Annotated in this window: 10 protein-coding genes; 4 read left to right on the plus strand and 6 right to left on the minus strand. The window is 55.4% G+C overall.

Going from position 1 to position 11,362, the window contains the following annotated elements:
• Positions 1-257: 257 nt before the first annotated feature.
• Entirely contained in the window at positions 258-1,772 is a 1,515-nt protein-coding gene (gene ilvA / locus FKN99_RS16725; RefSeq protein ID WP_172118926.1) for a threonine ammonia-lyase, biosynthetic, read from the minus strand.
• Between the two features lie 181 nt (positions 1,773-1,953).
• On the opposite strand from ilvA, the gene rpiA reads away from it, so the two are divergent.
• Complete coding sequence (gene rpiA, locus FKN99_RS16730) at positions 1,954-2,625, plus strand: ribose-5-phosphate isomerase RpiA (protein WP_172118927.1); 672 nt, start codon at positions 1,954-1,956, stop codon at positions 2,623-2,625.
• 4 nt (positions 2,626-2,629) lie between these two features.
• Here the strand turns inward: rpiA and waaA are convergent, their stop codons facing one another.
• The 3 genes from waaA to FKN99_RS16745 are packed head-to-tail and all read right to left on the minus strand — an operon-like array spanning position 2,630 to position 6,442.
• Positions 2,630-3,925: a lipid IV(A) 3-deoxy-D-manno-octulosonic acid transferase gene (gene waaA, locus FKN99_RS16735; RefSeq protein WP_172118928.1), complete on the minus strand. Its 1,296-nt coding sequence runs from the start codon at positions 3,923-3,925 to the stop codon at positions 2,630-2,632.
• Positions 3,925-5,355: a bifunctional D-glycero-beta-D-manno-heptose-7-phosphate kinase/D-glycero-beta-D-manno-heptose 1-phosphate adenylyltransferase HldE gene (gene hldE / locus FKN99_RS16740; protein ID WP_172118929.1), complete on the minus strand. Its 1,431-nt coding sequence runs from the start codon at positions 5,353-5,355 to the stop codon at positions 3,925-3,927. The genes waaA and hldE overlap by 1 nt, the downstream gene beginning before the upstream one ends.
• Complete coding sequence (locus FKN99_RS16745; protein WP_172118930.1) at positions 5,345-6,442, minus strand: glycosyltransferase family 9 protein; 1,098 nt, start codon at positions 6,440-6,442, stop codon at positions 5,345-5,347. Before FKN99_RS16745 ends, hldE begins: the two co-directional genes overlap by 11 nt.
• Here FKN99_RS16745 and FKN99_RS16750 point away from each other — a divergent pair.
• Both FKN99_RS16750 and FKN99_RS16755 read left to right on the plus strand, forming a co-directional pair.
• On the plus strand, positions 6,441-7,184 hold the full coding sequence (locus FKN99_RS16750; protein ID WP_172118931.1) for a 3-deoxy-D-manno-octulosonic acid kinase: 744 nt from the start codon (positions 6,441-6,443) through the stop codon (positions 7,182-7,184). The genes FKN99_RS16745 and FKN99_RS16750 overlap by 2 nt on opposite strands.
• Positions 7,185-7,292: 108 nt before the next feature.
• Positions 7,293-8,339 (plus strand): glycosyltransferase family 9 protein, encoded by a 1,047-nt coding sequence (locus FKN99_RS16755; RefSeq protein ID WP_172118932.1) that lies wholly within the window; start codon positions 7,293-7,295, stop codon positions 8,337-8,339.
• Here the strand turns inward: FKN99_RS16755 and FKN99_RS16760 are convergent.
• Positions 8,312-9,439 (minus strand): glycosyltransferase, encoded by a 1,128-nt coding sequence (locus FKN99_RS16760; RefSeq protein ID WP_172118933.1) that lies wholly within the window; start codon positions 9,437-9,439, stop codon positions 8,312-8,314. The genes FKN99_RS16755 and FKN99_RS16760 overlap by 28 nt on opposite strands.
• 84 nt (positions 9,440-9,523) lie before the next feature.
• Between FKN99_RS16760 and FKN99_RS16765 the strand changes: the two genes are divergently transcribed.
• A complete protein-coding gene (locus tag FKN99_RS16765) occupies positions 9,524-10,549 on the plus strand; it encodes a glycosyltransferase family 9 protein (RefSeq protein ID WP_172118934.1) in 1,026 nt (341 codons plus the stop codon).
• Here the strand turns inward: FKN99_RS16765 and FKN99_RS16770 are convergent.
• A complete protein-coding gene (locus tag FKN99_RS16770) occupies positions 10,529-11,293 on the minus strand; it encodes a glycosyltransferase family 2 protein (RefSeq protein WP_172118935.1) in 765 nt (254 codons plus the stop codon). The two genes, FKN99_RS16765 and FKN99_RS16770, sit on opposite strands and share 21 nt — an antisense overlap.
• Positions 11,294-11,362: the final 69 nt, after the last annotated feature.

The following is an 11,362-nucleotide window of genomic DNA, read 5'->3' on the forward strand; positions in this document are numbered from 1 at the left end:
TTACCATATCAGGCTTTTTCCGCCGCATGCCGATTCTCCAACGCCTTTCGCCAATGCATTAATGCATCACCCACCTGCGTTTTAGAAAGGGCGACACACCACATAAATATCGTTGACGACTATAGGGCCATAAGGGCATCAATGACAACGACAAAACAGGCTGTTTTTTTGCTTATTTAGACGTTTTGATAACTCATGAGCCCTTATTGGCCCTGAATTTTGCAGTTAGCGAGCACTTACCCACCTATCAAAACACCCTAGGCCATGAACAGCTGGTAAGCCGGGTTGTCGCTTTCACGCCAGTAACGATAGCCAATCGCATCCAGATAATCTGCCACATGAGTTTGGTCACTGCCGGGGACCTGCATACCCACCAGGACGCGACCATAAGCCGCACCGTGATTACGATAATGGAACAGTGAAATATTCCAGTCATGGGGCAGTTGGGTCAGGAAATTCATCAGCGCCCCCGGGCGTTCAGGGAACTCGAAGCGGTACACTTCTTCTTCAAAGCGCTCGCTGGGTCGGCCACCGCTTAGATGGCGAATATGCAGCTTGGCCAGTTCGTTATCGGTTAAATCTTCTACCTGATAACCACCATCACGCAGCTTGGCGATCACGGCCTGACGATCTTCGCCGCCCGGCTTTACTTGAATCCCTACAAAAATATGCGCGTCGCTTTCGTCCGCATAGCGGTAGCTGAATTCGGTCACCATGCGCTTACCCAGCGCCCGGCAAAACTTTTTAAAGCTGCCGGGCTTTTCATCAATGGTCACCGCTAAAATAGCTTCGCGCTGTTCGCCAAGCTCGGTACGCTCGGCAATATGCTGTAATCGGTCGAAGTTGGTATTAGCGCCGGAGTTAATACATAACAGCGTTTCTCCCTCAGCGCCGGTTTGCTGTACATATTTTTTCAAGCCGGCAAGCGACAGCGCTCCAGAGGTTTCAGCAACGGCACGGGTATCGTCAAAGATATCCTTGACGGCGGCACACATCTCATCGGTATTCACCGTAATGACATCATCAACCAGGTCCTTCACCAGCGAGAACGGTGCCTCGCCAATTTGAGCAACCGCAACACCTTCGGCAAATACACCGACCTGGTCGAGCACGACGCGCTCACCCGCCGCCAAAGCGGCTTTTAGACAGGCGCTGTCTTCCGCCTCTACACCGATAATCTTGATATCAGGGCGCAAGTACTTTACGTACGCCGCCACGCCTGCAATCAATCCGCCGCCCCCAACAGGCACAAAAATAGCGTCCAGACGCCCGCTGTGCTGGCGCAGAATCTCGACACCTATCGTGCCCTGGCCTGCAATCACATCAATGTCATCAAACGGCGGAATATAGGTGTAGCCGTGCTCTTTGATCAACTCGTGAGCATGCTCGGCAGCAGCGGCAAACGCATCGCCTTTCAGCACGACTTTTGCCCCTCGAGCACGTACCGCCTGGACCTTGATTTCCGGCGTAATACGCGGCATCACAATCACCGCTTTCACGCCCATCAGTTTTGCCGCCATGGCAAGACCTTGTGCATGATTACCCGCAGACGCCGCAATGACGCCTTTTTCCTTTTGCGCCTCGGTGAGCTGAGCCATTTTGTTATAGGCGCCACGAATCTTGAACGAGAACACCGGCTGTAGGTCCTCACGCTTAATCAAAATCTGGTTGTTAAAGCGACGCGACAAAAAGGGAGCGGGGGAGATCGGGGTCTCACAAGCGGCTTCGTAAACGTTGGCCTGGAGAATCTTTTTGACGGTAGCTTCAAGCATGCAGGTATCCAATGGAAAATCGTGAGTGAGAGTACGCGTTACGGCGAGGGGTTAAAACACTAACAAAGCCTGTATTGGTAGCAGATTACGCCTACTGACGTCTACTGTGTTTCCATCGGCAGCCAGCGCTTTGGTCGGTATACTAACGCAATAACCCTCCTCCTCTGACCTGGAAAAACACATGACTCAAGATGAACTCAAAGCCGCCGTCGCAGATGCGGCAATTAAAGAGATTGAATCAGGATTGGAAAAGGACACCGTACTGGGCATTGGCACTGGCTCAACGGCTAATTTGTTCATTGATCGATTAGGGCCGTTTCGTGACCGTTTTAAAGGCGCGGTGGCAAGCTCAGAAGCCAGTGCCAAGCGTTTGGAAGGTTTAGGCATTGAAGTGTTTGAACTCAACAGCGTAGGCACCGTCCCCTTCTACATCGACGGCGCCGACGAAGTAAATGCTCACTTACACATGATTAAAGGAGGCGGCGCCGCACTTACTCGCGAGAAAATCGTGGCGGCCTGTGCCGAGCGTTTTATCTGCATCGCCGATGGTTCAAAGTACGTGGCAACGCTGGGCGATTTCCCTTTGCCGGTGGAAGTTATCCCCATGGCACGCTCTTACGTGGCCCGTGAGCTGGTGAAGCTGGGTGTCGACCCAGTCTACCGTCAGGGCGTCGTCACGGATAACGGCAATCATATTATCGACTGTTTTGATTTTATGATTGAAGACCCGGTTGCCATGGAAGCGCGCATTAACGCCATTGTCGGCGTTGTGACCAATGGCTTGTTTGCCGCGCGCGGGGCCGATGTATTGCTGCTGGGTAAAGCAGATGGTGTTGAGCGTATCGTGCGTTAAGGGCTTATCGTTCAGCGCGTGAGAGCGCCTCAAGGCCCTCCAGGGTGCGTGCAAGCGCACCCTGCTGCGCTTTGATAGCGGATTGGCCAGCCAGGCCTTCTTGAAGGCAGCGCTTAGGGTCGACGAAGCGGCACTGCAAGGCATCGACCAGCGCACCGACATCCGCCACCAGAGTAAGCGCGCCAGCCGCTTCCAGCGGCTCGACCACATCGGCAAAGTTTTCGATAAAAGGACCGCTGAGCACGGGTTTGCCCAGCGCGGCGGGCTCGAGCACGTTGTGCCCGCCTAACGGCACCAAGCTGCCGCCAACAAATGCCACCTGGCCTGCACCATAGAGAACAGCCAGCTCACCCAGCGTATCGCCTAGATACACTTGGGTAGCCGGGGTAACAGGCTCGCCCTGGCTGCGCCGGCTTGTCTCCCATTTCTTTGCCTCACACAGTGCTGCGACCTCATCAAAGCGTTGAGGGTGGCGCGGTACAAGCACCAGCAGGGCGTCAGGAAATTGATGTAGCAATTGCCGGTGTGCTTCCAGCAGTAGCGCCTCTTCGCCATCACGGGTAGAACCGGCGACCCAGACAGGTCGCCCTTCCCACTCTAAAAGTAAGCGCTCACTTTCAACCGATCCCCCTGATGGAAGACCCACTTCAAACTTTAACGACCCCACCACCGCCGTTTTATCGGGCGCAGCGCCTAGCGCTTCAAACCGCCTGGCATCGTCAGCAGACTTGGCTGCCAGCCAATCGACATTGGCCAGTGTGCGGGCCATTAGCGGGGCAATTTTCTGATAGCGCTTGAACGCTCGAGGCGAGAGCCGCCCATTGACCACCGCAACCGGCGTGCCATGTTGCTGACACGCATCAAGCAGATTAGGCCAAAGCTCGGTTTCAAACATGATGGCAAGCTCAGGCGCTACGCGGTGCACAAACCGTTTGGCCGCACTGGGAAAGTCCAGGGGTAGAAAGCAGTGCGCGAGTCGGGGGTGGTGATCAAGCTGCTGTTCAATCAATGCCTGCGCCTGCTGTGCGCCCGTAGCGGTCATGGTGGTTAACAGCAGGCTATGGCGAGGGTAGCGAACGAGCAGGCCCTCTATCAGCGGGCGGGCGGCACGGACCTCACCTACCGAGGCACAGTGCAACCAAATACGCGGCGGCGTAGGCAGCTTGCCAAGGCGCCTGCCCAGCCGCTGCCAACGTGAGTAAGTAGGTACTTGCTCACGCCAGATGCGCCAGCCAATCAGTGGTGAAAGCGCATAGAGCGCCGCAGAATAGCCAAGGCGCGGCCAGTTAATTCGCCCCATTATCCCTCGCGGTCCAAAATGGAGCTAATCATCGCCGAGGTGGATATGCCGTCCTCAAACCCGAGCACTTTAACGTCTCCTCCATTGGCTCGAACGGCGTCTCCACCGGCAATATCGTCTGGGTGGTAGTCACCGCCTTTTACCAGGATATCAGGCAGAACGGTTTCAATCAGCGCTTGCGGCGTATCGTTACTAAACGGCACAACCCAATCGACCGCGCCCAGGCCAGCCAGCACCTGCATACGTCGATTGAGCGGATTGATCGGCCGCTTGGGCCCTTTAAGACGGCCAATGGAGGCATCGTCATTTACCGCCACAATCAGGCGATCACCGAGACGTTTTGCCTGCTCCAGATAGGCCACATGCCCTGCATGCAGAATATCAAAGCAGCCATTGGTCATGACGACCCGTTCACCGCGTAGCTGTGCCGCACGCACAGCCTCAACGAGAGGCGCCGGCTCGATAACCCCAAACTCGGCGAGCCTATCGCCGTGTAGCGCGGTATAAAGCTCGGCTATTGAGAGTGTCGCGGTGCCTGGCTTGGCAACCACCAGACCCGCGCCCAGATTCGCCAGCATCATGGCTTCGGGCAAGGCATGGCCTGCGGCTAACGCGAGGCCCATTAAGCCAATGACCGTGTCACCGGCCCCGGTGACATCAAACACTTCCTGAGCGCGCGTAGGTAAATGAATAGGCGGCTGGCCTTCACAGATCAGGGTCATGCCTTTTTCGCTGCGGGTGACCAGCAGGGCTTCCAGCTCAAGTTCGGCGCGCAGCGCTTCGCCGCGCTTGGCAAGCTCAGCATCGCTTGCGCAGTGGCCTACCACGGCTTCAAACTCTGCAAGGTTAGGCGTGATCAAGCTCGCGCCGCGATACTTACTGAAGTCTTGCCCTTTGGGGTCAATCAAAACGCGCTTGCCATGCGCACGCGCTTGGGCAATCAGCCGCTCCACCTGGTTGAGCGTGCCTTTACCGTAGTCAGAAAGGATCACAACATCGCAGTCCGGCAACGCCTGTTCCACCTGGGCCAATAAATCGCCGGTGTCGATGTTATCCAGGCGTTGTTCAAAATCCAGCCGCAACAGCTGCTGGTTACGACTCATCACACGCAGCTTGGTAATCGTGGGCACGTCGGGGCTGCGCTGAAAGTGAGTATTTACATTGGCTGTATGCAGCCGGGTTTCCAATAACACCGCGTTATCGTCATCCCCGACAACGCCTGCCAGGGCTGCATGGCCGCCTAAAGAGGCCACATTCAGCGCCACGTTGGCCGCGCCACCGGGGCGGTCGTCGGCCTCTTCAACACGCACGACCGGTACCGGGGCTTCGGGAGAAATACGCGACGTGCCACCGTGCCAGTAACGGTCAAGCATGACATCGCCGACGACCAGTATGTGGGCATGTTCTAACGCGGTTAAATCAACTTTCATGAGTAGATCCTGCAACTGTGTCTGACGCTGTATGCGCGAGGAGCGTATCCAGCTGGGCAATAACGGTCTCGGTTTTAATGAGCTGCATCGCATCCTGATGGCGCACCCGCTGCCCCCAGGCGACCTCGCCCACCGCCTTATGTAGGTAGGCATGCACGGCATCCGGATACGCATTGACGGCGAAATCACGCCAGCAATAAGGCGCCGCCCGCTGCGGATTCGTGGTGGCGTACAGTCCCAGGGTGGGCGTTCCCATCGCATTGGCCATGTGGGCGGGGCCGGTATCCGGCGCGATCACCGCACGTGCCTGACCAATCAGGGCCAACACGCCTTTCAATGACGTGCCGCCTATCGCATTAATCACGCTACCCGGCTGGCACAAGGCTTCAATCTGCTCGCCTATTTCGCGCTCAAGCGTACTGCTTCCCCCAGTCAGCACGCTTTTTAGACCATGGTGTCGCCAGGCGTGTTCGATAACGCTGGCGTAACCTTCCACCGACCAATTGCGAAAATTGCGCAAGCGGGCATTACTGCATGGGTTGATGACAAGATAAGGCGATTCGCCACTGATGACCCGCGCCTCTTCATAGGCCATCGCGGGTACCGGCATGTTCCACTCCAGGTGGTCGTCCTTCACACCCAGAAGGCGAGCAAAATCCATAAAGGATTCCAGCACATGCGCCTTGGGATGCGGCGCCAGCTGATGCTGGGTAAACCAGTGCTGGGCATCCTTGGCGCGAGCCTTGTCATACCCTACGCGTACATTGGCTTTTAGGCCCAGAGAGAGCACGCTGGCGCGAATCGCCTGCTGCATATGCAGCAGTACATCAAAGCGTGTATCGGCAAGCTCGCGCCACAAGCGGCGCATTCCAGCAAGGCCGGTCGACTTGTCGTACACGACAAACTCGACCCCGGAAAGCCCCGCCAGTAGACTATGCTCCCCCTTACCGATAATCCAGGTAATACGCGCTCGTGGCCACTGGCGCTGCAATGCACGTACCGTCGGCACGAGATTGCACACATCTCCCAAGGCGGAGAGGCGCAAAATGGCAATGTGGTTGGGTTCAGCAGGCAACGAGGGCTTCATGCGCTTAACGGCACTCCGGCAAAAAAATAGTCTGATGTTACATGATGCAGACAGTTTAAGTGACGCACCGGGATCACACCAACTATCACACCCGATTGGGCCTGAGCTGTTCAGCGCGAATTACTGGCGCGCCAAGGACCTTGTGGTAGGTGAAGCGCCCGGCCGGGGCAGCAGCCTTTTCCTACAGGCAACGCCGACCCAGCAGTGGGTGCTACGCCCCTATCGACGCGGCGGCATGGTCGCCAGGTTGAGTGAAAAGCGCTATCTATGGACAGGTGCCGAGCATACCCGCGCCTTTCGAGAACTGCGCTTAACCGCCACGCTGTTTGAACAGGGCCTGCCCGTTCCAGCCCCGGTTGCCTGCTGCGTCACCCGCTATGGTGTCACTTATGAAGCGGCGCTATTAACGGTAAGGGTCCCCGGCGCTCAGGCGTTAGCCTCGCTGCTTACTGAAAACAGCGCCGATAATGCGCTGCTTGCAAGAGTAGGCACGATGATCAAACGCTTTCATGATGCAGGGCTTGATCATGTCGACCTTAACGCACGCAATATACTGGTCGACCCGACAGGAGAACCGTGGTTGATTGATCTGGATCGCTGCCGCCTACGCCCACCAGGCAAATGGCAAGCTGCTAATCTGGCGCGCCTTTCCCGCTCAGTGGCGAAGTTTAACGCACCTCACGCCATAACCCCTATCCGACAAGGCTATGCTGAAAGGGCACTCACTGGCAGGGAAAGCTAAATATATCCGCCAAGCCTAATGACCTAAAGTATCTTCCTTACTAACGCCTTATTCTTATAAAATACTGATTATCGAATTATAATGAGCGCGCGTAAGGAAAATAATCGAATGCCAAGATGGAACAAGGCGCTTGGGCGCAGGCTGCTTGAACGCTGGTACGACTACACTCCCGACAGCTGGCAACCCGACACAGTCCGCAAGGCAGTCATTCTCTGCCCAAAATCGGTTGGCGACGGAATGGCTATTTACCCCATCATCAGGGCCTTACAGGCGCGCCATGTTGATTGGCTTTGTGTCGTAGCATCGCACAGAAACGCCCCGGTCTTCGAAACACTGAAAAGTGAGGGAGTTGAAGTTCAAACTGTCCCCAGAGACAGGGACTATAAAGCGGTCAAAACGCTCGCGAGGAACCTTCGAAAGCGCCATGGAAGTATTGATCTTTGCGTAGATGCAACAGGACACGCCACCTCTCCCGGCATCTATTTTGTGGGCAAACTGAAAGCCCGTATGAACCTCACTTATAGCGCTTACAACATGCAGGCATTCGCTGACTTTGGCCAGCCAATCACGTATGACACACCGCTACCCACTCGCTGGTCCAAGCTGATTGAGAAAGTCGGATTAGGTAGTGTCGAAGGGCGCTTTGAGCTGCCGATCCCTGCCAATATCGATCAGGAAGTCCATCAGTGGGCGAGCGAGCTTGGCCCCTATGTACTGTTTAATCTTGATGGCGGCGCTGACTATCGCTGTATTTCCATGGCTAAAGCCAAGGCGCTTATGGATACTGTTCACAAAACCACAGGGTTACCGCAGGTTATTCCCTATGCCCCCAGTGGTGAACAAAAAGCCGTGCAGTTAGCCAAACAGTTTCCATTTGTTCACACGTTTCCTGGCCCGTGCTCACTGTTGGTGTCAGCCGCTCTCGTCAAATATGCCGCCGCCGTTTTCTCACCCGACACCTCTATTGTGCATATCGCCAGCGCCTATAATCGCCCCACGGTGGGCGTGTATACGGTTATCGACAGCGCATGGCAACCCCAAGCAACGCTCCATGAAATCATCCATTCAACGGATCATGTTGAGCAAGGGCTGACACCCGAGCGGCTGGCTAACGCATTCAAGCGGGTCTACCCTTCATCTGCCGAGATTTTGTAATACTCAATCAAGCGCTTTACATGCCGCTGGTTACTAAAATGCTGCTCAACGCGCGTGCGGGCTGCCTTACCCATAGCATGACGCGTTGTTTCATCACGCACCATGGCCTCCATCGCTTTGGCCCACGCGTTAATATCGTGCGGGCCCACGAGCACGCCAGAAGCTTCATCGACCAGTTCGGGTAGCGACCCCGTGTTGGAGCCAATAATCGGCAATGCGCACGCCATCGACTCAATAATGGTCAAGCCAAACGCTTCATTTTCCGAGGGGATACATACCAAATCCAGCGCGGGCAATATCTCGGGTAGGTCACTGCGGTGGCCGAGAAAGCTGATTCTTTTCTCAAGCGGCGTGCCCGCAATCATCGCTTGCAGCTCGCTATACAAACTTTCTTCCCCCCCGGACGCATAGTCAGTACCGCCTATCGACACGGCGTAAAAGGGCAACGCGGGATCAAGTTCCAGTAGTGCTTTAACCCAGACATCCTGGCCTTTACCTGGCGTCACGCGCCCAGGCAATCCGATAATAACGGCCTCTTCAGGCACTCCTAATTCTGCACGTTTGGTGTGAATAAAACGCTCATCATTGCAAGGGCGATACTTATTGATATCGACACCGTGAGGTAAGCAGACAACCCTTTCGCTGGGCAGCGGAAGATTGCGAATGTTACGAAGGTGGGTCGCCTGGCTAATCGACAGGACGCGTTCTACATTGGCATAAGCGAAGCGGTGGTAAAGACTTTTTTTGGGGCGCTGCCCGCCCATGTGGTCGGTGTAGAACACTCGAACACTCGGCATAACCAGTTTTAAAAGTGCAGTTAAACGCAGGTCACTCGATTTATGGCAGTGGATAACGCGAACGTTCTCTTCGATCAACCATCGGCGGATGCGTAACACGTGCTTTAGCGCTTGGGTACTGCTTTTGAATGCCAGGTAAGGTATCTGATGACGCTGCATATAAGTATTAATCCGCGTGCCCTCAAGGCAGATACCGATGACGTCAATCTGGGCCGCTTTTAAATCCTCGGTTATACGGTCAACATAAAACTCCATCCCGCCGTTACCCTTCGACAGACAAAGTTGCACCACCTTATTTACCATCGCATCCCTCACTTCGCCACGCACTGTTAAACAAGCCCTTCATTCTCTTGTAGTATACAGACTGCAATTAACGGGGCACCCAAAATGGCGCAGAAAGTGCTGGTCGTACGTAATGATAAAATTGGTGATTTCATGCTGGCCTGGCCAGCGCTGGCCTGCCTAAAAAGCGCATCACCTACGCCGCATATTACGGTGCTGGTACCGGCTTACACTGCACCGCTGGCTAGCGAATGCCCTTGGGTGGATGAGGTGATTATCGACCCTGGTAGCCATGCTGACAAACACGCCCAGAAAGCACTACTTAAGCGCGTCAAATCCGCCCAGTTTGATGCGCTGCTGACCCTGTTTTCAACGCCACGCATTGGCTGGCTAGGCTGGCGGGCAGGTATACCGCTTCGTGTTGCTCCTGCGACCAAGTGGGCTCAACTGTTTTACAACGTGCGCATTCGCCAGCGCCGCTCTCAATCGGCAAAGCCTGAATATCAGTACAACGTGGACCTGGCGTGTGAGCTGTTAGCCAGGCTTTCGCTTAAGCTGCCTGCACTGCCCGAACCGCCCTTTTGGCCACGGCCCAGAACACAAATGCAGGGCCAAACGCCGACAGAGGAGATGACAGCCGAAGTATCTATCGTTGTGCATCCAGGCAGCGGTGGCTCGGCGGTTAATCTTTCAATTGATCAGTACGCGGGGCTTATTGCTCAAATAGACCAGCAGGTGAAAGATGTGCCGCCTATTAATTGGTTGATCAGCGCCGGCCCCGGAGAAGAGGCACCTGCCCAGACGTTAATCGACCGGCTTGCCAGCGCTGGCATCACGGCCAAGCATCTACCCGAGAGCAGCAACGTCGCTGAGTTTGCCCACCGGCTGGCCGAGGCCGATATGCTGATTGCGGGCTCAACTGGTCCGCTGCATATTGCTGGATGCCTGGACATCGCCACCGCAGGATTCTACCCGGCTAAACGCTCGGCCACCCCACTGCGCTGGCAAACGTGCAACAGCGCTGAAAAGCGGCTGGCCTTTAGCCCTCCGGCCACTGCTGACCAGCAGGACATGTCGGCGATTGATATTGACGCTGCCGCTCAGCAAATTTCAGCGTTTATGCGGGGGTGATGTTCGGGTGCGGATCCATAAGTCAGCGTATTTGTTAAACGTAGAGTGCGCTGACAAAAGCGCTAGCAAGAACCCCTGCTTACCATCCTTAAAGCCCGCTTTTAGCAGATACATCTTCACAAAGCAGGCAAGCCCATGTGTGAAACCGCTCGCCAGCGTGGCCGTTTTACCCTGAGCGGCCCGTTGCTCCGACCACGCCTGCGCATAGTGGGCAGATTTTTCCAGATAATGGCGCAGATCACGGTAGGTGTAGTGCAGCAAATCACCTGATAGGCGTTTGACCGCTAGACCATCGGGCACCACCAGTTTTTCATGTACCAGCGCTGCATTATAGGATGCTTGCCCTTTGGGATAGAGACGCGCGACCCAGTCCGGGTACCAGCCAGAATGACGAATAAACCGCCCGAAACACCAGGAAAGCCGCCCGAGACTAAAAACGGCTGGCCCCCCCTGCACAGCCTCCTGAATGCTTTTTTGCAGCGCTGGCGTAATGCGCTCATCGGCATCCACCATCAATATCCACTCGTGGCTGGCCAGCGCCTCGGCGCGCTGGCGCTGTACGCCAAAGCCCTGCCAATCCGTATTAACGCTTACGTTATCCGTATACTCGCGCGCAATCGCGCAGGTTTCATCCTGGCTTCCCGCATCCAGCACGACGATTTCGTCGGCCCAGGTGAGCGTATCAAGACATTCGCGCAGATGGTGCGCTTCATTTTTAACAATCAACACAGCAGAAATTGACAAGAGGATTTCTCAGCTTAAGAGTTTTTCAAGGTAACAGCATCATAGCTTTCACAAATCGCATGTGAAAAT

This window comes from Halomonas hibernica (assembly GCF_013183775.1).
Lineage (GTDB): Bacteria > Pseudomonadota > Gammaproteobacteria > Pseudomonadales > Halomonadaceae > Vreelandella > Vreelandella citrativorans.